General features: G+C 54.2%; 24 protein-coding genes. 20 read left to right on the top strand and 4 right to left on the bottom strand.

The genetic code is table 11. The annotated features are described in order from the left end of the window. Positions 1-47: 47 nt before the first annotated feature. The gene (locus I4V53_RS08555) at positions 48-224 is read left to right on the top strand and encodes a hypothetical protein (RefSeq protein WP_195985269.1); all 177 of its coding nucleotides are present in this window, start codon (positions 48-50) and stop codon (positions 222-224) included. A 51-nt stretch (positions 225-275) separates the two neighbouring features. On the opposite strand, the gene I4V53_RS08550 is transcribed toward I4V53_RS08555, so the two are convergent. Together I4V53_RS08550 and I4V53_RS08545 are read right to left on the bottom strand one after the other, a co-directional pair. Then, positions 276-587, bottom strand: a complete 312-nt coding sequence (locus tag I4V53_RS08550; RefSeq protein WP_195985268.1) for a YbjQ family protein — start codon at positions 585-587, stop codon at positions 276-278. Further along, positions 568-786, bottom strand: a complete 219-nt coding sequence (locus I4V53_RS08545; protein ID WP_195985267.1) for a hypothetical protein — start codon at positions 784-786, stop codon at positions 568-570. The genes I4V53_RS08550 and I4V53_RS08545 overlap by 20 nt, the downstream gene beginning before the upstream one ends. A 247-nt stretch (positions 787-1,033) precedes the next feature. Between I4V53_RS08545 and infC the strand changes: the two genes are divergently transcribed. The 19 genes from infC to leuS all read left to right on the top strand — a co-directional run bounded on the left by infC (position 1,034) and on the right by leuS (position 20,713). Then, positions 1,034-1,606, top strand: a complete 573-nt coding sequence (gene infC / locus I4V53_RS08540) for a translation initiation factor IF-3 (protein WP_502709364.1) — start codon at positions 1,034-1,036, stop codon at positions 1,604-1,606. A gap of 23 nt (positions 1,607-1,629) precedes the next feature. Then, positions 1,630-1,827: a 50S ribosomal protein L35 gene (rpmI, locus tag I4V53_RS08535; RefSeq protein WP_195985266.1), complete on the top strand. Its 198-nt coding sequence runs from the start codon at positions 1,630-1,632 to the stop codon at positions 1,825-1,827. 50 nt (positions 1,828-1,877) lie between these two features. Beyond that, positions 1,878-2,231, top strand: a complete 354-nt coding sequence (gene rplT / locus I4V53_RS08530; RefSeq protein ID WP_050698391.1) for a 50S ribosomal protein L20 — start codon at positions 1,878-1,880, stop codon at positions 2,229-2,231. A gap of 58 nt (positions 2,232-2,289) precedes the next feature. After that, on the top strand, positions 2,290-3,087 hold the full coding sequence (locus tag I4V53_RS08525) for a TrmH family RNA methyltransferase (protein ID WP_195985265.1): 798 nt from the start codon (positions 2,290-2,292) through the stop codon (positions 3,085-3,087). Positions 3,088-3,100: 13 nt separating this feature from the next. Then, entirely contained in the window at positions 3,101-4,255 is a 1,155-nt protein-coding gene (gene dprA, locus I4V53_RS08520; RefSeq protein WP_195985264.1) for a DNA-processing protein DprA, read from the top strand. A gap of 188 nt (positions 4,256-4,443) precedes the next feature. Next, positions 4,444-6,549, top strand: coding sequence for a type I DNA topoisomerase (gene topA, locus I4V53_RS08515; RefSeq protein ID WP_195985263.1), 2,106 nt, complete (start codon positions 4,444-4,446; stop codon positions 6,547-6,549). A 15-nt stretch (positions 6,550-6,564) separates the two neighbouring features. Beyond that, positions 6,565-7,875, top strand: a complete 1,311-nt coding sequence (trmFO, locus tag I4V53_RS08510) for a methylenetetrahydrofolate--tRNA-(uracil(54)-C(5))-methyltransferase (FADH(2)-oxidizing) TrmFO (RefSeq protein WP_195985262.1) — start codon at positions 6,565-6,567, stop codon at positions 7,873-7,875. Positions 7,876-7,918: 43 nt separating this feature from the next. Continuing rightward, positions 7,919-8,926 (top strand): phosphate acyltransferase PlsX, encoded by a 1,008-nt coding sequence (plsX, locus tag I4V53_RS08505; RefSeq protein ID WP_195985261.1) that lies wholly within the window; start codon positions 7,919-7,921, stop codon positions 8,924-8,926. 18 nt (positions 8,927-8,944) lie between these two features. After that, positions 8,945-9,628 (top strand): ribonuclease III, encoded by a 684-nt coding sequence (gene rnc, locus I4V53_RS08500; RefSeq protein ID WP_195985260.1) that lies wholly within the window; start codon positions 8,945-8,947, stop codon positions 9,626-9,628. Further along, on the top strand, positions 9,625-10,629 hold the full coding sequence (locus I4V53_RS08495) for an elongator complex protein 3 (protein WP_195985259.1): 1,005 nt from the start codon (positions 9,625-9,627) through the stop codon (positions 10,627-10,629). The genes rnc and I4V53_RS08495 overlap by 4 nt, the downstream gene beginning before the upstream one ends. Before the next feature lie 33 nt (positions 10,630-10,662). Next, positions 10,663-14,241, top strand: coding sequence for a chromosome segregation protein SMC (smc, locus tag I4V53_RS08490; RefSeq protein WP_195985258.1), 3,579 nt, complete (start codon positions 10,663-10,665; stop codon positions 14,239-14,241). A gap of 42 nt (positions 14,242-14,283) precedes the next feature. Continuing rightward, the gene (gene ftsY / locus I4V53_RS08485) at positions 14,284-15,192 is read left to right on the top strand and encodes a signal recognition particle-docking protein FtsY (protein WP_195985257.1); all 909 of its coding nucleotides are present in this window, start codon (positions 14,284-14,286) and stop codon (positions 15,190-15,192) included. Between the two features lie 13 nt (positions 15,193-15,205). Beyond that, complete coding sequence (locus I4V53_RS08480; RefSeq protein ID WP_195985256.1) at positions 15,206-15,784, top strand: XTP/dITP diphosphatase; 579 nt, start codon at positions 15,206-15,208, stop codon at positions 15,782-15,784. After that, positions 15,774-16,310, top strand: coding sequence for a GNAT family N-acetyltransferase (locus tag I4V53_RS08475; RefSeq protein WP_195985255.1), 537 nt, complete (start codon positions 15,774-15,776; stop codon positions 16,308-16,310). Before I4V53_RS08480 ends, I4V53_RS08475 begins: the two co-directional genes overlap by 11 nt. Before the next feature lie 14 nt (positions 16,311-16,324). After that, positions 16,325-16,630, top strand: a complete 306-nt coding sequence (locus tag I4V53_RS08470; protein WP_195985254.1) for a YhbY family RNA-binding protein — start codon at positions 16,325-16,327, stop codon at positions 16,628-16,630. Between the two features lie 24 nt (positions 16,631-16,654). Further along, the gene (nadD, locus tag I4V53_RS08465) at positions 16,655-17,275 is read left to right on the top strand and encodes a nicotinate-nucleotide adenylyltransferase (protein ID WP_195985253.1); all 621 of its coding nucleotides are present in this window, start codon (positions 16,655-16,657) and stop codon (positions 17,273-17,275) included. 13 nt (positions 17,276-17,288) lie between these two features. Continuing rightward, positions 17,289-17,864, top strand: a complete 576-nt coding sequence (gene yqeK / locus I4V53_RS08460; RefSeq protein ID WP_195985252.1) for a bis(5'-nucleosyl)-tetraphosphatase (symmetrical) YqeK — start codon at positions 17,289-17,291, stop codon at positions 17,862-17,864. 36 nt (positions 17,865-17,900) lie between these two features. After that, complete coding sequence (gene rsfS, locus I4V53_RS08455; RefSeq protein WP_050698376.1) at positions 17,901-18,266, top strand: ribosome silencing factor; 366 nt, start codon at positions 17,901-17,903, stop codon at positions 18,264-18,266. A gap of 35 nt (positions 18,267-18,301) precedes the next feature. After that, positions 18,302-20,713: a leucine--tRNA ligase gene (gene leuS / locus I4V53_RS08450; protein WP_195985251.1), complete on the top strand. Its 2,412-nt coding sequence runs from the start codon at positions 18,302-18,304 to the stop codon at positions 20,711-20,713. A gap of 173 nt (positions 20,714-20,886) precedes the next feature. Here the strand turns inward: leuS and I4V53_RS08445 are convergent, their stop codons facing one another. Both I4V53_RS08445 and I4V53_RS08440 read right to left on the bottom strand, forming a co-directional pair. After that, entirely contained in the window at positions 20,887-21,174 is a 288-nt protein-coding gene (locus I4V53_RS08445) for a DUF1294 domain-containing protein (protein WP_195985250.1), read from the bottom strand. Further along, positions 21,174-21,539, bottom strand: coding sequence for a zinc ribbon domain-containing protein (locus I4V53_RS08440; RefSeq protein WP_195985249.1), 366 nt, complete (start codon positions 21,537-21,539; stop codon positions 21,174-21,176). The genes I4V53_RS08445 and I4V53_RS08440 overlap by 1 nt, the downstream gene beginning before the upstream one ends. Positions 21,540-21,639 lie beyond the last annotated feature (100 nt).

Raw genomic sequence — 21,639 nt, 5'->3', positions numbered from 1 at the left:
GGCCGATAAAAGTTTAAATACCGTGTAGGTGTAAGGGAATGGAATCTATGAGAAATATAAAAAGAATTGGTTGGTTTGTGCTCACCACAGGCACACTGCTGCTGCTTCTCCATTGGTGGTTTTTGCCGCTGCTGGATTGGGTGGTTCGCGTTACAGGCGTCCTGACGCTTGCAGCGCTGTGTCTGGTGGTGTTCTGCACGGTGAAGACGCAAAAAAAGCGATAACAACTCCATACAGAAAAAGCGCAGCCCGAAGGCTGCGCCGGAAAGCGGATATTATCTGAATTTAACCGCCGTCCCATAGGCGATGACCTCTGCCGCGCCCTGCATGACTGCGGCGGAGGCATAGCGGATGTTGATGACCGCGTCGGCGTCCAATGATTCCGCCTCTTCCACCATGCGTTTGGTGGCCAGCGCACGGGCGTCGTTCATCATCTCCGTGTAGGCTTTCAGCTCGCCGCCCACAATGGTCTTAAAGCTCTGTGTAATGTCGCGGCCAATGTTTTTGGATTGTATCGTGCTTCCTTTTACCATGCCGAGCATTTCCAGCTCCTTGCCGGTGATGTAATCAGTATTTACCAAGATCATCTTCTTCTCCGCTCCTTATCTCTTTGATTCGCTGCACCAGAACGTACACGGAAACGCCGATCAAAGAAGCAAACAGCAGGCTTCCCAGCAGTTTGCCCCAAAGTACAATTGGAAGCAGCACACAGGCGGTCAGCCAGACGCCAAACCAAAGGACCAAAAAGATCGTGATGATGACAGGTGCAAGTGCTTTTTTCCACATAGCGTTCCATCCTTTCCCGCCAACAGTAGCACAGGCGGCGCGAGGATTGATTCTGTTTAGAGAATTTACAGGATGGAATTTACAGGGAACGGATAAAGCTTTTGAAAAACAGAAAATATCGCTTGACAAACCGTATCGGTGATGGTAAAGTAAATAAGTAAAAAACAAAGCGGGGCAATGCCCTCACCTATGAGGTTTCGTCTGTCATGGGTCAATACGAATGTTGTATTGATGCGCGGACAGGTGAATTCTGTCCGCGTTTTGTTATGCAGCAGATAACGTGATTTGGAGGTGCTTAACAATTAGCAGCAAGGAACTACAGATTAATGAGGAAATTCGTGAAAAAGAAGTGCGTGTCATTGCTGCGGACGGTTCCCAGCTTGGCGTTTTGGCAACAGCCAAGGCGCTGGAAATGGCGTTCGCTCAAAATCTGGATCTTGTAAAAATCGCGCCGCAGGCAACGCCGCCTGTGTGCAAGATTATTGACTATGGGAAATTCCGGTTTGAACAGACAAAGCGTGAAAAAGAAGCGAAAAAAAATCAGCGTGTTGTTGAAATCAAAGAAATTCGCCTTTCCCTCAACATTGACACACACGACTTTGAGACGAAGGTCGGTCATGCGACCCGGTTCCTGAATGAAGGCAACAAAGTCAAGGTTTCCATCCGCTTCCGCGGCCGTGAGATGGGGCATCCGGAACAGGGCCACGAGATTATGAGACGTTTTGCAGAGGCACTCAGCGAGATCGCCAATGTGGAGAAGGCGTCGAAGCTGGAAGGACGCAATATGCTGATGTTCCTTGTATCCAAACCCGTCAAATAATCAAAATTAAGGAGGAGCAAATCATGCCCAAGATTAAAACACACAGCGGCGCTAAAAAGCGCTTCAAGCTTTCTAAAAATGGAAAGGTCATCCGCGCGCATGCCAATAAGTCCCACATCCTGAACAAAAAGACCAGAAAGCGCAAGAGAGGCCTCAGACAGACCGTCGTTGCCGATCAGACGAATGTGAATCAGGTGAAGCGCCTGATCCCGTACAAATAAGCCGTTCTGCGTATTTGATAAAATAACAACCATTACTGGAGGTATATAAAATGGCACGTGTAAAAGGCGCGTTGATGACACGCAAAAGAAGGAAAAAGACGTTAAAGCTGGCGAAGGGATACTTTGGTGCAAAGAGCAAACACTTTAAGATGGCCAAACAGGCCGTTATGAAGTCCGGCAACTATGCATACATCGGCCGTAAGCAGAGGAAGAGAGACTTCCGCCGCCTGTGGATCACCCGTATTTCCGCAGCTTGCCGCATGAACGATATCAGCTACTCCGTATTCATGAACGGTTTGAAAAAGGCGAATATCACGCTGAACCGCAAGATGCTTTCTGAGATTGCAATCAGCGACGAGGCCGCGTTCAAGGCGCTTGTGGAAAAAGCGAAGGCAGCCGTATAAAAAGCTGGAATTGCGCCCGGATTGAACCCGGGCGCATCTTTTGTTATAGGTGAAAACAATGCCCGAAATGATTTCAAGCAGAAAAAGTACAACCGTGCGGCATGCCGCAAAGCTCGCCTCCTCCGTCGAATTCCGCCGGAGAGAGGGCCTTTTTATGCTGGAGGGTGCGCGCCTCTGCCGGGACGCGGCGGAGAGCGGCGTTCCGGTACAGACGTTGTTTTATACGGAACAGGCGGAGCAAAAATATGCATGGTATCTGGAACCGATAGCCGCCGCCGCGTGTCAGGTCTATTTGATCGAACCCCACGTGGCGGAGCTTTTGTCGGAGACAAAGAACACACAGGGGATTTTCTGTGTCTGCAGCATACGGGAGGCTTTGACCGCCTCGTCCGGGATGACGGCGGACCGGCAGTACCTCGCTTTGGAAAACATACAGGATCCGGGCAATCTGGGCGCGGTGCTGCGTACGGCGGAAGCGCTGGGAATCGGCGGCGTGCTGTTGGCGGGAAGCTGCTGCGACGTCTACAGCCCCAAAGTGCTGCGCGCGAGTATGGGCGCGGTTTTCCGCCTGCCGTTTTTCTTTGCGGCCAGCATGGCGGAAGCGGCAGGGCAATTGCACGGACAAGGCCTGAAAACCTATGCCGCGGTTCCGGACCATACGGCTGCCGACGTCACCAAAATCCGGTTTTCCCCGGGGTCCGTCGTGGTGGTGGGCAATGAAGGAAACGGCCTGGAACCGGCGACGATTGAAGCGTGCGGCGCGTCTGTGACGATCCCGATGAAGGGGCGTGCGGAATCGCTCAATGCGGCATCGTCATCCGCCATTTTAATGTGGGAATTAATGCGCTGCATTTAGGGAGGGAAATCAGATGAATGTTGACCATCGGGCCTACTGGGTCTGGCTGCAGCATGCCTTAAATTCCGGCAGCAGCAAGCCGCGTCATATTCTGTCTGTTTATCCAAGCCTGCGGGCGTTTTATGAAGCCGGCGAAATGGAGTGGCGAATGGCCGGCATTTTCACGCAGCGGGAGATTTCCGCCATGCGCTCTTATTCGCCGGAGCATGCGGCGTCCCTGATTGTATATTGTGAACGGCTGGGACAGACGGTTGTCACGCCGGAGGACGAAGCATATCCGCGTCCGCTACTCGAAATTCACAGTCCGCCCTGTGCGCTCTATGTCAAAGGGACAGTGCCGGACTTTGTGAAAACGCCGTCCCTTTCCATCGTCGGAGCCCGGAAGGCGACTCAATCCGGAAAGCTTGCCGCAAGCAGTCTGGCTTATTCCCTTGCAAAAGCGGGGATGGTCATTGTCAGCGGCGGCGCCTTGGGAATCGATACGGAGGCGCATAAAGGGGCGCTCTTGGCAAATGGCAAAACCGTATGTGTGCTTGGCTGCGGCATAGGCGTCAATTATCTGATGGAAAACGCCTCGATGCGGGAAGCCATTTCCCGTTCCGGCGCGGTTATTTCGGAGTATCCGCCCGATACACCGGTCAACGGGCGCAATTTTCCGATTCGGAATCGGATTATTTCCGGCCTGACACTGGGAACGCTGGTGGTGGAAGCCGCGGCAAAAAGCGGTTCCCTGATTACCGCAGGTTACGCCCTGGAACAGAACAGGGACGTCTTTGCGCTGCCGGGCAGCATCGGCAGCCGGGTGGCCCACGGCGCCAACGATCTTTTAAAGGACGGCGCAAAGCTGGTGAGCTGCGCGAACGATATTTTGGTGGAGTATCTGTCCCGGTTTCCCGGCCAGATTCGTTTGGAGGAATCCGAAGGCGATGTGGTCCGACTGGTGGAGCAGCCGAAACCGGAGGAGACAGAGGAGCCGGAGGAAGAACCGCCGCAGAACGTTTCTCCCGAGGCACAGGCGCTCTATCGCATATTGACAAGCCAGCCGTGCGCGGCTGCGGAGCTTTCCGCGCAGGCAGGAATTCCGATTTCACGCTTTCTGGCCGCGACGACGGAGCTGGAAATCTGTGGGAAAATCCGATCGTATTCCGGGAAGCGGTATTCTCGCTGATGGAGTACAACCTTAGGCTTTGTGAAAGCCTGCTGTAGTATGTATAGCAGGCTTTCACAAGGCTTAAACGCTTTGTAAGTTTGAATCTTGTGATAAATATAGGATTGCGATATGGAAAATATAGTGTAAGATAAGTACTTGAGGATTCGTGAGGAATCCGCCAGAATTTGAAAGAGGTGCTTGGCAGTATGTCCAAACTTGTAATAGTAGAGTCGCCTGCAAAGGCGAAAACCATAAAGAAATACCTTGGTCCGGGCTACGATGTGATCGCATCCATGGGACATGTGCGCGACCTGCAGGAAAACCGGTTGAGCGTTGATATTAAAAAGCATTTTAAACCGAAATATGAGGTCATCAAGGGCAAGGAAAAGCTGGTCGACGAACTGAAAGAAAAGGCTGAAAAAAGCGACTTTGTGTTTCTGGCGACGGACCCCGACCGCGAGGGAGAAGCGATTTCCTGGCATCTGGCCTATCTGTTGGATTTAAATACGGAGGATCAGAACCGCGTCACATTTAATGAAATTACCAAGACAGGCGTATCCAGCGGAATGGAGCACCCGCGCAGCATTGACATTGATCTGGTCAATGCGCAGCAGGCGCGGCGTATTCTGGACCGGCTGGTGGGTTACAAACTCAGCCCCTTCCTTTCCCAGAAGATTCGCCGCGGCCTTTCCGCGGGACGCGTGCAGTCGGTGGCGGTCCGTCTGGTGGTGGACCGGGAAGAGGAAATCCGCGCGTTTGTGCCGGAGGAATACTGGAGCATCGACGCAAAGCTGATCCCCAAGGGGTCCCGCAAAGCGTTTCCGGCGTCTTTTTACGGGGACGCAAACGGTAAAATTAAAATTGAAAACAAAGAACAGGCGGATCAGATCCTGGCGGCTCTGGAAGACGCTGAATACCGGATTACCAACCTGAAAAAGGGAACCCGCCGCAAGTCTCCTGCGCCGCCCTTTATCACTTCCACCCTGCAGCAGGAGGCGTCCCGCCGGCTGGGTTTCCAGGCGCGCCGTACCATGAAAGCCGCGCAGGAGCTGTATGAAGGCGTGGAAATCGAAGGGATGGGCGCTGTCGGTTTAATCACCTATATGAGAACCGACTCCCTGCGTCTGTCGGAAGACGCAATCAAGGACGCGTCCGAGTATATCCTGGAGCGCTGGGGCAAAAAGTATCTGCCGGATACGCCCCGACACTTTAAAACCAAAAAGAACGCGCAGGACGGCCATGAGGCGATCCGTCCAACCATGCCGAGTCTGTCTCCGGATCAGGTGAAGGACAGCCTGAGCGCGGATCAATATAAGCTGTATAAGCTGATCTGGGAGCGTTTTATTGCCTGCCAGATGTCAAACTGCCTGCAGAGTACGACGCAGGCGGAAATCACTGCAAACGATTACATTTTCAAGGCGTCCGGTTACACCGTCACATTTGACGGTTTTACCGTTTTATACGAAGAGAAGAAGGACGAAGAATCTGAAGACAGCGGCGCACTGCCGCCGTTGGAAAAGGATATGCTGCTGCGCTGCAAAGAAATCGCAGGCAACCAGCACTTCACACAGCCGCCGGCGCGGTTTACGGAAGCTTCTTTGATCAAGGCACTGGAAGAAAACGGGATCGGCCGTCCGTCCACCTATGCCGCGACCATTTCGACAATCACGGGCCGCGAATACGTGGTGCGCGAGAGCAAAGCGCTCAAACCGACGGAGCTGGGAGAAGTAACGACGAAGCTCATGAAGGAGCGCTTTCCCAAGATTGTCAACGTCCGCTTTACCGCGCAGGTAGAGAAGGATCTGGACGAGGTGCAGAGCGGAAAAACCGATTGGGTGGAGACGCTGGATCACTTCTACGGCGATTTTGACAAGACGCTCAAGCAGGCGAAAGAAGAGATGCAGGGCGTAAAGATTCCTCTGAAAGAGGACGAAACAGATATTATCTGCGAAAAGTGCGGCCGCAAAATGGTTATCAAAATGGGCCGTTACGGCAAATTTATCGCTTGCCCGGGATATCCGGAGTGTAAGAATATTAAAAAGCTGGTGCAGGAGACGGGCGCGGAATGTCCCAAATGCGGCGGTAAGGTTATTGTAAAGAAATCGAAGAAAGGCCGCATCTTCTACGGCTGCGCCGAGTATCCGAACTGCGATTTTATCTCCTGGGATGAACCGACGACACAGAAATGTCCCCGGTGCGGAAAAACCCTTTTAAAGAAGAAGGGCAAGCATCCCAAGTTCTACTGCGTCACACCGGATTGCGGATATGAAAAAATCCAGAATCCGGACGAAGAGGAAAATGCGGAGTCCTGATAGGAGGAAGAGCCGGTGACCATACAAGTGATTGGCGCGGGCCTGGCCGGCTGTGAAGCGGCCTGGCAGATCGCGCAGGCCGGGATTCCGGTTACGCTTTATGAAATGAAGCCCCTTCAATATTCTCCCGCGCACCAAAGCCCGGACTTTGCGGAGCTGATCTGTTCCAACTCCTTAAAGGCGGAGCGTGTGGAGAGCGCGGCGGGACTTCTGAAAGAAGAGATGCGCAGGCTGGATTCCCTGCTGATGCAGTGCGCGGATACCTGCCGCGTTCCGGCCGGCGGCGCGCTGGCGGTGGACCGCCATGCCTTTTCCGCCGCTGTGACGAAGGCGGTCCGGGAGCATCCGCTGATTCAGGTGCGCAGCGAAGAGGTGACGAAGATTCCTGCGGAGGGCATTACCGTTGTTGCAACGGGACCGCTGACCTCCGACGCGCTGGCGCAGGAGATTGCCGCCCTGTGCGGCGGAGGGCTCAGTTTTTTTGACGCCGCCGCGCCGATCGTTACAGCGGAGAGCCTGAACCGGGAGCGGATTTTTGCCGCGTCGCGGTATGGCAAGGGAGAGGACGACGCCTACCTGAACTGCCCGATGGATAAAGAGGAATACGAGCGCTTTTATGAGGCGCTGATCCATGCGGAACGCGCGCCGGTCCATGATTTTGACGTTGCTGACCCAAAGGTATATGAAGGCTGTATGCCGGTGGAAGTGATGGCGCAGCGCGGCGCGGATACTATCCGCTTTGGGCCGCTCAAGCCGGTGGGACTGCGGGATCCCCATACGGGGCACCGCCCCTGGGCCGTGGTGCAGTTGCGGCGCGAGGACCGGGAAGGAACCCTGTACAATCTGGTGGGGTTCCAGACCAACCTGAAATTTGGCGAGCAGAAGCGCGTGTTCGGTTTGATCCCGGGCTTGGAGCAGGCGGAATTCATTCGATACGGCGTGATGCACCGCAATACGTTTTTAAATTCTCCGGAGGTTTTGAACAGCGACTACAGCCTGCGAAAAAATCCAAACCTGTTTTTTGCGGGACAAATCACCGGCGTAGAGGGATACATGGAATCCGCGTCCAGCGGCCTGATGGCTGGCCGGAACGCGGCGCGCCGGGCGCAGGAAAAAGAAACGCTTACCCTGCCCCCGGAAACGATGATCGGCGCGCTGAGCCGGTATGTACAGAACGGCGGGGAAAGCGATTTCCAGCCGATGGGCGCAAACTTTGGCGTCATGCCGCCGATCGAACCGCATATCCGGGATAAACGCGCGCGCTATGCGGCATTTTCCGAGCGATCCTTACAACTACTGAGCGATATAATACAACATATAGAGTAAATATGGATTTCATAGCAGTTCTTTGGCTGCGGGAGGTATAACAATGAAAATTATTGTAGATGCGTTTGGTGGAGATAACGCTCCACTGGAAATCCTGAAAGGCTGCGCGGAGGCCGTGCAGGAGCTGGATATCGATATTCTGCTGACTGGCAGCGAAGCGGAAATCCGCCGTGTCGCCAAGGAGAACAACATTTCTTTGGATCGGATGGAAATCGCGGATACGCCGGACGTCATCACCATGGAGGATCATGCGGGAGAAATTTTGAAATCCAAGTCCAACAGCTCCATGGCGTTAGGACTTAAAAAACTCGCGGCGGGCGAGGGAGACGCGTTTCTTTCCGGCGGAAATTCCGGCGCGCTGGTGGTCGGAACAACCATGATTGTCAAACGCATTAAAAATATCAAACGTGTTGCGTTTGCACCGGTACTTCCCAAAAGAAAAGGATTCTTTATGCTGATCGACTGCGGCGCCAATGTGGAGTGCAAGCCGGAGATGCTGCGTCAGTTTGGCGTGATGGGTTCCATTTATATGAACAAGGTGATGGAAGTTCAGAACCCGCGCGTGGGCCTGGCAAACATTGGAACGGAGGAGCATAAGGGCGGCGAGCTGCAGCATGAAGCTTTTGCGCTGCTGAAGGAATCCAAGCTGAATTTTGTTGGTAACATCGAAGCGCGCGAGGTTCCGGACGACGCGGCGGAGGTTGTGGTGACCGACGGCTTTACTGGAAATATGCTGCTGAAAATGTATGAAGGTGTTTCCACAACGATGATGCGCATGATTAAGGAGATTTTCACGAAAAACGGGAAGAATAAGCTGGCGGCTTCTCTGGTGTTAAAAGATATGGCGGCGATGAAAAAGACCATGGATTACAACGAATACGGCGGTGCGCCGATCATGGGCGCGGCAAAACCGGTCTTTAAAACCCATGGCAGCGCCAAAGCGAAGACGGTGAAAAATGCGCTCCGTCTCACCAAAGCGTATGTAGCGGGAAATGTGGTGGATGAAATTACCGCGTCTGTGGCTGCATATAAGGAGAATGCTGCGGATTGATTTTCAGGAGGTCTGGTTATGACGGACTATAAAGAATTTGAAGAAAAACTGGGATACCATTTCAAAAATAAACAGCTTTTATTGACCGCTTTGACACACTCTTCCTTTGCCAACGAGGCGAAGGGGAAGGAGCAGAGCAACGAGCGTTTGGAGTTTTTGGGTGATTCCGTTCTCGGTTTTGTTGTTGCGGACTATCTGTTTAAGAATAATACGGAAATGCCGGAGGGGGACCTCACTAAAAATCGCGCGGCGCTTGTATGTGAGAAGGCGTGTTGCGGGTTTGCCAAACAGATAGATCTGGGAAAATTTATGCGTTTGAGCCACGGCGAGCAGAATTCCGGCGGACGTACGCGTTCTTCCATTCTGGCGGATGCGTTTGAAGCGGTCATAGCGGCAATCTATATGGACGCCGGCATGGAAGAGGCGCGCAAATTTATCCTGCGCTTTGTACTGCCAATGCTTAAAACGCAAAGGCCAAAGGCGTTCAAGGATTATAAAACTGCGTTGCAGGAGATTGTGCAGCAGAATCCAGAGGAGCATCTGGAGTATGTGCTGATCGGTGAAAGCGGTCCCGACCACGATAAGCATTTTACCGTGGAGGTACACTTGAACAGCAATGTGATCGGCAAGGGCGGCGGACGCAGCAAGAAGGAAGCCGAACAGCAGGCGGCGCGCGAAGCGCTGGAGCTGATGGGCTATTGAAACACGCGAACGTAGCGCTGTTTGTGCCGCACAACGGCTGTCCGCATCAATGCAGCTTCTGCAATCAGCGCAGCATTACGGGCCGTCAAAATCAGCCCACAGCGCAGGATGTAATCGAAGCGGTTCAAACCGCTCAAAAAAGCCTGAAAGATACGCAAAACGTGGAAATAGCCTTTTTTGGCGGGAGCTTTACGGCGATCGAACGCGGCTATATGATTTCTCTCCTGGAGGCGGCGGCCCCGTATGTGGGGAGGAACGGCGGTTTTGCGGGAATCCGCATCTCTACCCGGCCGGACGCCATCGATGAAGAGACCTTGTCCCTTTTAAAGCGGTATGGGGTGTCTTCCATTGAACTGGGAGCGCAGAGCATGGACGATCGTGTGCTCTCCTGCAACCGGCGCGGGCATACCTCGGCTCAAGTGGAAAAAGCTTCCGCGCAGATTCGTGCATACGGATTTTCTCTGGGGCTGCAAATGATGACCGGTCTTTATGGCGACACGCCTGCGGGAGCGATGGATACGGCCCGCAGGCTTGCGGCCTTAAAGCCCGATACCATTCGCATTTATCCAACGATTGTTATGCGGGGGACTGAACTGGAAGCGCTTTATCAAAGGGGCGCGTATCTGCCCATGGAACTGGAGGAAGCGGTTTCGCTGTGCGCGGAATTGCTGGATTTCTTTGAAGGGGAACAGATTCGGGTCATTCGCCTTGGCCTACATAGTACGCCTGAATTGGGGCGGGACCGGTTGGCGGGACCGTGGCATCCTGCATTTCGGGAGCTTTGCGAGAGTCAAAGATTCTACAATAAAGTTTATAAATATTTGCAAGATAATATAGATTTAGAATCTACTATAGAAATCAAAGTAAATCCGAAAGATATTTCAAAGGCACTGGGCCAAAAGAAAAAGAATGTTGCCATGTTGATGCAGATGGGATATTCGGTACGGTTTGTGCAGGATGCACAGGTAAGTTTAGGGCAATTTCTGATAAACGCGCTTTGAAGATCATAGTTCCACAGGAAGGGATGTGACAGCTTGCTCTTAAAATCTTTGGAAATCCAGGGGTTTAAAACATTTCCGGATAAAACCACGCTGACGTTTAATCAGGGGATCACCGCGGTGGTTGGGCCGAACGGCAGCGGAAAAAGCAATATCAGCGACGCTGTCCGTTGGGTGCTTGGGGAGCAATCCACCCGTACTTTGCGCTGTACCCGCATGGAAGATGTCATTTTCAACGGCACGCCCGCCAGGAAGCCGCAGGGATTTGCGGAAGTCACTCTGTATATCGACAATGCGGACCGTCAACTGTCGTTTGACAACGATACCGTCTCTATTACACGGCGGTATTACCGCTCCGGAGACAGTGAGTATATGATCAACAAGGCGGCAGTCCGTCTGCGCGACATCAACGAGCTGTTTATGGATACCGGGCTGGGACGCGACGGCTATTCCATTATCGGTCAGGGTAAGATCGACAGCATCGTCGCGGCGCGCAGCGAGGACCGGCGCGAGATTTTTGAAGAGGCGGCGGGGATTTCCCGCTTTCGCTACCGCAAGGAAGAATCGGAGCGCCGCCTGAACCAGGCGGAAGAGAATCTGCTGCGCCTGCGCGACATCCTTTCAGAGCTGGAAGACCGTGTCGGTCCGCTGAAGGAGCAGGCGGAAAAAGCGGAGCGATATCTGGAATATGCTTCTGAAAAACGCACGCTGGAAATCAGTCTTTGGCTGAATACGCTGGAGCGCTCCGGTAAGGTTTTGCGTGAGCATGACGACCGCATCATCATCGCCCAAAATCATTATAATGAAATAGAAGAACAGCTGGCGGAGATCGAACGTCGGATTGAAGAAAGCTTTATGCAGGCGAATGCCTGCACCGCCAAGGTGGACGAGGTCCGGCAGGCGTCTTCCCGTCTGGAAGAGGCCGCCATGGCGAAGGATGGAGAAATCTCCGTCCTGGAAAACGACATCTTACATAGCAGGCAGAATATTGAGCGCATCGAACGGGAAATCGCGCAGTCGGATCAGTCCGGAATGGATATGGACGCCGAAATTGCTGCAAAAAATGCAGAAATTGCGGAAAAAGACCGCTTTATTCTGGAGAAGGAAGCGGAAAGCAACGCCTGTTCCGCGCGTTTGGAAGCGCTGCGGCGCGGTATGGGGGAAACGGTTGCCCAGATTGACGCGTATTCCCGCCAAATTAACGCGCTGTCCGCGGAATCCACGGATCAAAAGCTGGCGTCGATGACCGCGGCTTCTACTATCTCGGAAATCAAGCTTCGGATGCAGACAGTGGACGAGTCGCTGGCTGAGAAACAGGCCCGCGCACAGGAGCTGGAACAAAGCGGCGCGGATTACGCCCAAATGCTGGTGGACGCGCAGGACCGCATTCAGGCGCTGGGGAACACGGTGAAGGGCTATGAATTGCGCCTGAACAGCCGCCGTCAGCGCGTGGAAACTGCGAAACAGCAGAGCGATCAATTGCATTTGGACGCCAGCGAATGCGCGCGCAAGGCGCGCCTGCTGGAGGATCTGGAACGCAATCTGGAGGGATTTTCGCAGAGCGTCAAGGTTGTCATGAAAGAGGCGGGGCACGGCACGCTTGGCGGTATCCTCGGCCCGGTATCCCGCTTAATCAAGGTCCCGCGGGAATACGCGGTGGCGATTGAAATCGCTCTGGGCGCGGCGATGCAGAACATCGTGGTGGAGACGGAGCAGGACGCAAAGCGGGCGATCGGATTCCTCAAGCAGCGCAACGGCGGCCGTGCGACCTTTCTGCCGCTCTCCAATATCCGCGGGAATGTATTGGATGAGCCTGGCTTGGAAGATTGCCCCGGCGTTGTCGGCATTGCGGGAGAGCTTTGCAGCTGTGAGGAGCGGTTCAACGGGATCAGAAATTCTTTGCTGGGCCGCATTGTTGTGGCGGAGGATCTCGACGCTGCGACAGCTGTTGCCAAACGATACCGTTACAGGTTCCGAATCGTGACGCTGGACGGGCAGGTAGTGAATGCGGGCGGTTCGCTGACGGGCGGTTCCCTGGCGAGAAACGCGGGCCTGTTGGGCCGCGCGGCGGAAATTGAACGCATCAAGGCGCAGGCGGAACAGCTGCGGGAGAAGGCGGCGCAGGCCGAGGCGGTGTGGAAGACCGCTTCGGAGGAAGTATCCGCCGCAGAGGCGGCGCTCTCCGGCGCAAAGGGCGAGCTTGCGACCGCGCAGGAGGAGCGCATCCGGATTGAGGCGGAGCACAAACGCGCACAGGATGACATCCGGACCATTGGCAGCGATATCCACGCATTGGAGGAGGAGCACGCCTCAGCCAACGTACGTTTGTCGGAACAGCAGGCTTTGCAGGAAGAAGCGGAGCGCCGGATGGAAGAAGCGACTCTGCAAATTTCCATATTGCAGGGGAAGATGAATGAAATCAGCTCCAGCCGCAGCGAGCAGAACCAAATCTGCGATACCTTGTCTGTGGATTTGCAGGAAATGCGCTTCGCCTGCCTTTCTGCGCAAAAGGATATGGAATCCCTGCGCAGCGCAATCGCGGACATTGAGCGCCGCAAAGCGGACCGGGAAGGCCATCGGAAGGCATTGGAACTGGAAAAGTCGCAGGTATGCGCTTCGATCGACGTCTTGAAGGCCAGGATTGAAGAATTGAAGCAAGAGGCCGCCGGCCTGCGGGAACGCGCCGAACAGTCCGCAAAGAGAATTGAAGAGATCAATGCCCAGCGGATGGCGTATGAAAAACAGTCCTCTGAACTGCGGATTCAGGAACGCGAGCAGTCCGGCGCCAGGGAGACGGTTGGCCATGAGCTGGCGCGTCTGGAAGAGCGCAAGGCGAATCTGCAAAAGGAATACGATGAAATTATCAGCCGTTTGTGGGAAGAATACGAACTGACCCGCCGCGAGGCGGAGGAGATCGGCGTGCCGATCGAAAACGTGGGGCTGTCGCAGAAACGATTGAACGAGCTCAAGGGCAAGATCAAAGCGCTGGGAACGGTCAACGTTGCGGCAGTGGAGGAGTACAAAGAAGTCAGTGAGCGCTACGCCTTTATGAAAACGCAGGTAGAGGACGTGGAAAAAAGCCGCGACGAGTTGCTGCGGCTCATCGGGGATTTGACGCGCCAGATGCGGGAGCTGTTTGTCACCCGGTTTAAACAGATCAACGAGAACTTCCTCCAAACCTTTAAAGAGCTGTTTGGCGGCGGTACGGCAAATCTGGCGTTGACCGACCCGGAGGATGTGCTCCGCTCTGGCATTGAAATATCCGTTCAGCCGCCGGGCAAGATTGTCACGCATCTGGAACTGCTCTCGGGCGGAGAAAAGGCGCTGGTGGCGATCGCGCTGTACTTCGCTATTATGAAGGTCAGCCCGCCGCCGTTCTGTATGCTGGACGAAATTGAAGCGGCGCTGGACGACGTCAACGTCGACCGTTTCGCGGCTTATCTGCGCAGAATGAATAAAAACACACAGTTTATTGTCATTACCCACCGCCGCGGCAGTATGGAAGAGGCGGACGTGCTGTATGGCGTCACCATGCAGGATGAGGGCGTTTCCAAGCTTTTGGAACTGCATGCAGACGAAATTGAACAAAAGCTCGGCATCGGCGCCGCAAAATAGCACAGTTCAAAGAATATTAAAACAGGCAGGTGTTTGTAAAGCATGGGTCTATTTTCTAAAATCAAAGAAGGTTTGAAAAAAACAAGGGAGAGCTTCAGTTCTTCGCTGGATACGATGTTGGGTTCCTATACAGAGATCGATGAGTCGCTGTTTGAACAGCTCGAAGAGCTGCTCGTCATGGCGGATACGGGTGTGCCCACTGCGGAACGTATTTGTGAAGCGGTGAAGAAGCGCTGCAAAGAGGAACGCGTCAGCGACCCGCAGGTGATCTTTGAAATGCTGCGGACGACGGTGGCGGAGATGATCAGCGGCGAGGAGGCGTTAAGAGTCGGTACAAAGCCGTCCGTGGTTTTGGTAATCGGCGTCAATGGGGTGGGAAAAACCACAACCATTGGGAAGATTGCCTATCAACTGCGTCAGGACGGTAAGAAAGTGCTTCTGGCGGCGGCGGATACGTTTCGCGCGGCGGCGATCGAACAGCTGGAGGTTTGGGCGGAGCGCAGCGGATGCGGCCTGATTAAACAGGCGGAAGGATCCGATCCGGCGTCCGTCGTGTTTGACGCTGTCGCAGCGGCAAAGGCCAGAGGGATGGACGTTGTAATCTGCGATACGGCGGGCCGCCTGCACAACAAGAAGCATCTGATGGATGAGCTGGCAAAGATCAACCGCGTCATCGACCGGGAACTGCCAGATGCGGACAAGGAAGTCCTGCTGGTGCTGGACGCCACAACGGGACAGAATGCGGTCAATCAGGCGCGCGAATTCAAGAATGCGGCGAATATCACCGGCATTGTGCTGACCAAGCTGGACGGGACCGCCCGCGGCGGCGTGGTGCTTGCCATCCGGGAAGAGCTGAATCTGCCGGTCAAATATATCGGCGTTGGGGAAAAGCTGGACGATTTGCAGCCCTTTGACGCGCGGGCGTTTTCCGAAGCGCTGTTTACCAGATAAGGAGCGGTGTGGTATGAAATATGTAATGGCAACCCACAATCAACATAAGGTGCAGGAGCTGCAGCGGATTTTGGAACCTCTGCATATCGAGGTAATCACCGCGCAGCTGGACGAGGTGGAAGAAACCGGGACCACTTTTGCGGAAAATGCGTTTCTAAAAGCGGAAGCCGCCTGCAAGCAGACCGGGCTGCCGGCGGTGGCGGACGATTCCGGCATCGCGGTCGACGCCTTAAACGGCGCACCGGGCGTTTACTCCGCGCGGTACGCGGGAAAAGATGCAACGGATGCGGACCGCAACCGGAAGCTGTTGGATGAGCTGAAGGACGTCCCGGCGGAACAACGGACTGCGCGCTTTGTCAGCGCAATTTGCGTCGTGTATCCGGACGGGACGCGCATCGATGTGGAGGGCGTCTGCGAGGGAAGCGTCGCGTTTGCGCCGCGCGGGACCGACGGCTTTGGCTACGATCCGGTTTTCCTGGTGGGAGAAAAGACCTATGCGGAGCTGACCCCGGCGGAAAAGGACGCAATCAGCCACCGGGGAAAGGCGCTGAGAAAGCTTGCGGACTGTTTGGAGAGACAGCATGGCGGATAAAAGATGCGTGCGTCTGGCAGGGCCGGAGCATCTTGACGCGGTTGCACAGCTGTATGATAGTCTGACGGACTATTTGGAATCGCACGTCAACTATCCCGGTTGGGGAAAAGACATCTATCCGACCCGGGAGACGGCGGAAGAAGGGCTCCAATCCGGCGCGCTGTATGTGTGCCTAGAGGAAGGCGCTGTAGCGGGAACCTGTATTCTGGACGGCATCCAGCCGGAGCGGTATGCGGACGTTGCCTGGCAGGCGGGAAACCGGCCGGAGGAAATTCTGGTGGTGCATACGCTTGCGGTCCATCCGGTATATTTTCGCCGGGGAATTTCTGAAACGCTCCTGCAATTTGCCGATCAGTATGCGCGGCAGTACGGAAAAACCAGTATCCGCCTGGATGTCCTCCCGGGCAATACGCCGGGCGTATCGCTCTATCAGAAAAACGGTTATCGATTGGCCGGGGAACTCTGTTTGCAGCGCGGGCTATGGGATCAGGAGCCGTTCTATTGTTTTGAAAAGATTATCAGATAAAAAGGAGAAAAATCATGCTGACCAGTAAACAACGCGCTTATCTCCGCTCTCTTGCGGTGGATGTTGATACCATCGTAATGGTGGGGAAATCCGGCCTGAGCCCGGAATTGACCAAACAGGCCGACGACGCGCTGACCGCGCGAGAGTTGATCAAGGGCAAAGTGCTGGAAACCGCGCCGCTCTCTTCCCGTGAGGCGGCGGATCAGATCGCAGAAGAGGTTAAGGCCGACGTGGTGCAGGTAATTGGCTCCAAATTTGTACTTTATCGAAGAAATGAGAAGGAACCGAAAATAATTCTTCCCAAATCAGGGAAAAAGTAATAGAATAAAGAGGAATCGAACGCCATGAAACGGATCGCAATTTTGGGAGGGACGTTTAATCCCATCCACAACGGCCATCTGCATCTTGCACGTCAGTTTGCGTCTCTTTTGGAAGCGGAACAGGTATTGTTTATTCCAACCTCTGTTCCGCCGCACAAGGCGGCGCCGGATCTGGCGGAGGCGGAAGACCGGGTGGCCATGTGCCGCATGGCCTGCGAAGGAACCCCCTATGAGGTCAGCGATATGGAGATATGCCGGGGCGGGCCGAGCTATACGTATGAGACGCTCACCGCTTTAAAACGCAGGTATCCCGATAAGGAGCTCTGTTTTATTGTGGGCGAAGATATGTTTCTGACGCTGGACCGGTGGCGCGAGCCGGAGCGCATTTATGCGCTGGCAACCATTTGCGCCGCGCCGCGCAGTTCGCACGGCCTTGCCAGACTGAAACAATATGCGAAAAAGATTGCGGCCGGCGGTGCGAAAACGATTCTGGCGAATATCGCATTCCTCCCCGTCTCATCCACAATGGTTCGGGAGGCGGTGCGGGACGGAAAAGACATTCGGGGGCTGGTGCCCGCCGGAGTTGCGCAGTATATTGAGGAAAAAGGCTTATATCGTGCGGTTCTATGCAATACTGAACAGTAAAGGAAGCGGTAAAATGAGCCATAAGGATTACAAGGCGATTATAAAACCTTTCTTGAGCGATAAGCGTTATCAGCACTCTCTGGCGGTGGCGGATGAGGCGGCGCGCCTGGCAAAGAAATACGGCGCGAACGAAAAAAAAGCGTGTACTGCCGGCATTCTGCATGATATTATGAAGGACATGCCGCCCAAAGAACAGATGAAGCTGATGACGAAATACGATATTGTCCTGACAGATGTGGAGCGCAGCGGGCAAAAGCTCTGGCATGCCATGCTAGGCGCCGCTTATGCGGAAAACGAGCTCCGCATTGAGGATCATGAGGTTTTAAACGCGATACGGTACCACACCACCGGCCGCGCGCATATGTCGCTGCTGGAAAAGGTATTGTTTGTGGCTGATTTTACCTCTTCCGACCGGGATTATCCCGGCGTTGAGGATATGCGCCGCGCGGCGGAAAACGGCCTGCTGGAGGCTTTGCTGCACGGCATGACCTACACCATCCAGGACCTGACGGACCGCCGTCTGGCGATTCATCCGGATTCCATCGCCGCCTACAATGAAGCGGTGCTGGAATATCAATCCATCATCTAAACGGGCAAAGGCCTATTTAAAGAAGGGGAGAAGAAAATGACACCATTGGAACTGGCGCAAAAGGCCATTCAGATACTGGACAAGAAAAAAGGACAGGATCTAAAACTGATTGGCATTCATGATATTTCTGTTCTGGCGGATTATTTTGTACTGGCAACCGGTACAAGCAGCACGCATGTTAAGTCCCTGGCGGACGAGGTGGAATTCCAGCTCAAGGAACAGTGCGGCGTTGCGGCGGAGCACACGGAGGGGTACCGCTCCAATTCCTGGATTCTGTTGGATTACGGCAACGTGATCGTGCATGTGTTTACCGGCGAATCCCGTGAATTCTATGATCTGGACCGCCTGTGGCAGGACGGGGAAAATGTGGATATCACAGAAATCCTGAAGGCAAACGAGTAATTAATATAAGATACAATATGGGAGCGAATCAGAACATGAACAAGTATGACCACAGACCGATTGAGAAAAAGTGGCAGGACAAATGGGAAGAGGCGGGCGTATTCCATGCCTCCAACGCGGACTTTCAAAAGCCGAAGTATTTTGCGCTGGTAGAATTCCCGTATCCGTCCGGGCAGGGGCTGCACGTCGGCCATCCGCGCTCCTACACGGCGTTGGATATCGTTGCGCGCAAACGCCGCCTGCAGGGTTACAACGTGCTGTATCCCATCGGCTGGGATGCGTTTGGCCTGCCGACGGAGAACTATGCGATCAAGAACCACGTGCATCCGGCGATCGTTACGGAGAAGAACATTGCGCGCTTTAAGCAGCAGCTGCAGTCGCTCGGCATTTCCTTTGACTGGTCCAGAGAAATCAATACGACGGACCCGGCGTACTACAAATGGACGCAGTGGATTTTCCTGCAGCTTTTCAAGCACGGCCTGGCCTATAAAAAGGAGATGTCCGTCAACTGGTGCACCTCCTGCAAATGTGTATTGGCGAACGAAGAAGTGGTCGACGGCGTTTGCGAACGCTGCGGCAGCGAGGTAGTCCACAAGGTCAAATCCCAGTGGATGCTCAAAATTACCGAGTACGCACAGCGCCTGATCGACGACCTGGACCTGGTAAATTATCCGGATCGCGTCAAAGCGCAGCAGCGCAACTGGATCGGCCGTTCGACCGGTGCGGAAGTCGATTTTGAGACCACCGCCGGGGATAAGCTGAAAATCTATACCACCCGCCCGGATACGCTCTACGGTGCGACGTACATGGTTATTTCTCCGGAACATCCTCTGATTGAAAAATGGGCGGACCAGCTCAAGAACATGGAGGAAATCCGTACTTATCAGGCGGAGGCCGCCAAGAAATCCGATTTTGAGCGCACCGAAGTGGCGAAGGACAAGACCGGCGTCCGTCTGGACGGCGTGATGGCCGTCAATCCCGTCAACGGCAGGGAGATTCCGATCTTTATTTCCGATTATGTCCTGGTGTCCTACGGCACCGGTGCGATCATGGCAGTCCCGGCGCACGATACGCGCGACTGGGCGTTTGCAAAGAAATTTAACCTTCCCATCATTGAAGTCGTCAAGGGCGGCGATGTGGAGAAGGAAGCCTTTACCGATTGTGAAACCGGCGTCATGGTCAACTCCGGCATTCTGGACGGCCTGAGCGTGGAAGATGCAAAGGTGAAGATTACCGAGTTCCTGACCGAAAAGGGAATCGGGGAATCGAAGGTCAACTTTAAGCTGCGCGACTGGGTGTTCTCCCGCCAGCGGTATTGGGGCGAGCCGATCCCGATTGTGCACTGTGATAAATGCGGCTTTGTCGCGCTGCCGGAGAGCGAACTGCCGCTCCGCCTGCCGGAGGTGCAGTCGTATGAGCCGACGGACAACGGCGAATCCCCGCTGGCGCATATGACGGACTGGGTCAATGTAAAGTGCCCGCACTGCGGCGGCCCGGCCAAGCGTGAAACGGATACCATGCCGCAGTGGGCGGGTTCCTCCTGGTATTTCCTGCGCTATATGGATCCGCACAATCCCGACGCGCTGGCGAGCAAAGAGGCGCTGGACTACTGGACGCCCGTCGACTGGTACAACGGCGGCATGGAGCACACCACGCTGCATCTGCTGTATAGCCGTTTCTGGCATAAATTCCTCTACGACATCGGCGTGGTTCCCACTGCGGAGCCGTATGCCAAACGCACCAGCCACGGCATGATCCTCGGTGAAAACGGCGAGAAGATGAGCAAGAGCCGCGGCAATGTCGTCAACCCGGACGACATTGTCAACGAGTACGGCGCGGATACCATGCGCATGTATGAGATGTTTATCGGCGACTTTGAAAAGGCCGCGCCGTGGAGCACCTCCAGCATCAAAGGCTGCCGCCGCTTCATCGAGCGGTATTGGAACCTGCAGGAGAACCTGATTGCCGGGGATGGGGTCCGTCCGCATATGGAATCCCTGTTCCATAAGACGATCAAAAAAGTCGGCGAGGATATTGAAAACCTCAAGTTCAATACAGCGATTGCGGCAATGATGTCCCTGCTGAATGAGCTGGCGACGGACGGCTCCATCACCCGTGAGGAGCTGAAAATCTTTACCATTCTGATTAATCCGTTTGCGCCGCATGTGACCGAAGAAGTCTGGAGCGCGCAGGGGTTTGACGGTATGGTCTGCCAGCAGGCGTGGCCCTCCTACGATGAAGAGAAGTGCAAGGACGATACCGTGGAGATCGCGGTACAGGTCAACGGCAAGGTGCGCACCCGCCTGCATATCGCCGCAGACCTTTCCAAGGATGAGGTTTTGGCTGCTGCGAAGGCAGACGCCAAAATTGCCGCGGAGATTGACGGCAAGAAGCTGATTAAAGAAATCTATGTGCCGGGGAAACTGGTCAATATTGTCGCAAAATAAATATAACAAACCGCCGCTTGATAAAAGCGGCGGTTTTGTCTATTCAGAGTCTTCTCTTTTTTGAAAATATTCACTTTATATTTTATAAAGAAAAGAGAATAAAAATTCTGCAAATTTGATAATCAAAAAATCCCTTCCGTCAGCAGTTTTGCTTTCGCTGGCGGAAGGGATTTTCAGTTAAATAGATTTGGGAAAATAGCTCGTCCCACAATAAATGCAATTGCAATCAGCTGGATAAAAAAGATGATCGGAATGCCGATCATGAATTTTTGATGCTTGGTCTTATGGCGGATTATCTGCATGGTTAAATACATGGCGACGGAACCGCCGAGCGCGGCAACCCAGAGCAGGGTGGCCTCCGGGACGCGCCAGCGGTGCTTCTGCGCGGCATTCTTGTCGTGCACCGTCAGGATAATCGCGACCAGACTGATAAAAACAAAATACAGAATCCAGTATGGCATTATTGACCTCCTAAATAAGCGCCGCATTGCGGGCAATAACGGCTGTTTGCTTCAACCGGTGCGCCGCATCGTGGGCAATGGCTGTGATGAACCTGTCGCGCCAAATGCATACAGGCGGGATCGGCCTGCGCGTCCGTGTCTTTTTCCAACCGCTTTCCCTCTTCCTTGGTAAGCGCATAAATGGCGCCGCACTGCGGGCAGGTAAGAAAATACTGTTTGCCAAAACGAAAGAGTGGGATGAAAAATAAAGTGAACTGTTGGAAGGTATAGGACAGATAGGCGTTTACAGGTCCGCAGCAGGGCGTAGTACAGCGCCGCTGGCCTAAATCGCTGCTGCCGGCAATGATACTGATCAGAAAAAACAAGGTTTACACCTCCAGTAAAGCCAATCATCGGGATTCTTTAGCCATCCTACACGATTTGCGCCAATCTGTCAAATGAGTTGCGTTACAATGGAACCAATTG

The sequence above is a fragment of the Clostridium sp. D33t1_170424_F3 genome, assembly GCF_015667585.1.
GTDB lineage: Bacteria > Bacillota > Clostridia > Oscillospirales > Acutalibacteraceae > Anaeromassilibacillus.
Note: the sequence above shows the minus strand (reverse complement) of the source record. Positions and strands in the feature narration are given on the sequence as shown.

Excerpts from the sequence above, each read along its gene's own strand:
- yqeK (WP_195985252.1), top strand. The coding sequence starts at position 17,289 with ATGAGCCATAAGGATTACAAGGCGATTATAAAACCTTTCTTGAGCGAT.
- leuS (WP_195985251.1), top strand. The coding sequence starts at position 18,302 with ATGAACAAGTATGACCACAGACCGATTGAGAAAAAGTGGCAGGACAAA.
- nadD (WP_195985253.1), top strand. The coding sequence starts at position 16,655 with ATGAAACGGATCGCAATTTTGGGAGGGACGTTTAATCCCATCCACAAC.
- dprA (WP_195985264.1), top strand. The coding sequence starts at position 3,101 with ATGAATGTTGACCATCGGGCCTACTGGGTCTGGCTGCAGCATGCCTTA.
- I4V53_RS08480 (WP_195985256.1), top strand. The coding sequence starts at position 15,206 with ATGAAATATGTAATGGCAACCCACAATCAACATAAGGTGCAGGAGCTG.
- rnc (WP_195985260.1), top strand. The coding sequence starts at position 8,945 with ATGACGGACTATAAAGAATTTGAAGAAAAACTGGGATACCATTTCAAA.
- I4V53_RS08470 (WP_195985254.1), top strand. The coding sequence starts at position 16,325 with ATGCTGACCAGTAAACAACGCGCTTATCTCCGCTCTCTTGCGGTGGAT.
- rpmI (WP_195985266.1), top strand. The coding sequence starts at position 1,630 with ATGCCCAAGATTAAAACACACAGCGGCGCTAAAAAGCGCTTCAAGCTT.
- rplT (WP_050698391.1), top strand. The coding sequence starts at position 1,878 with ATGGCACGTGTAAAAGGCGCGTTGATGACACGCAAAAGAAGGAAAAAG.
- ftsY (WP_195985257.1), top strand. The coding sequence starts at position 14,284 with ATGGGTCTATTTTCTAAAATCAAAGAAGGTTTGAAAAAAACAAGGGAG.
- I4V53_RS08555 (WP_195985269.1), top strand. The coding sequence starts at position 48 with ATGAGAAATATAAAAAGAATTGGTTGGTTTGTGCTCACCACAGGCACA.
- plsX (WP_195985261.1), top strand. The coding sequence starts at position 7,919 with ATGAAAATTATTGTAGATGCGTTTGGTGGAGATAACGCTCCACTGGAA.
- I4V53_RS08475 (WP_195985255.1), top strand. The coding sequence starts at position 15,774 with ATGGCGGATAAAAGATGCGTGCGTCTGGCAGGGCCGGAGCATCTTGAC.
- topA (WP_195985263.1), top strand. The coding sequence starts at position 4,444 with ATGTCCAAACTTGTAATAGTAGAGTCGCCTGCAAAGGCGAAAACCATA.
- I4V53_RS08550 (WP_195985268.1), bottom strand. The coding sequence starts at position 587 with ATGATCTTGGTAAATACTGATTACATCACCGGCAAGGAGCTGGAAATG.
- I4V53_RS08445 (WP_195985250.1), bottom strand. The coding sequence starts at position 21,174 with ATGCCATACTGGATTCTGTATTTTGTTTTTATCAGTCTGGTCGCGATT.
- rsfS (WP_050698376.1), top strand. The coding sequence starts at position 17,901 with ATGACACCATTGGAACTGGCGCAAAAGGCCATTCAGATACTGGACAAG.
- I4V53_RS08545 (WP_195985267.1), bottom strand. The coding sequence starts at position 786 with ATGTGGAAAAAAGCACTTGCACCTGTCATCATCACGATCTTTTTGGTC.
- I4V53_RS08525 (WP_195985265.1), top strand. The coding sequence starts at position 2,290 with ATGCCCGAAATGATTTCAAGCAGAAAAAGTACAACCGTGCGGCATGCC.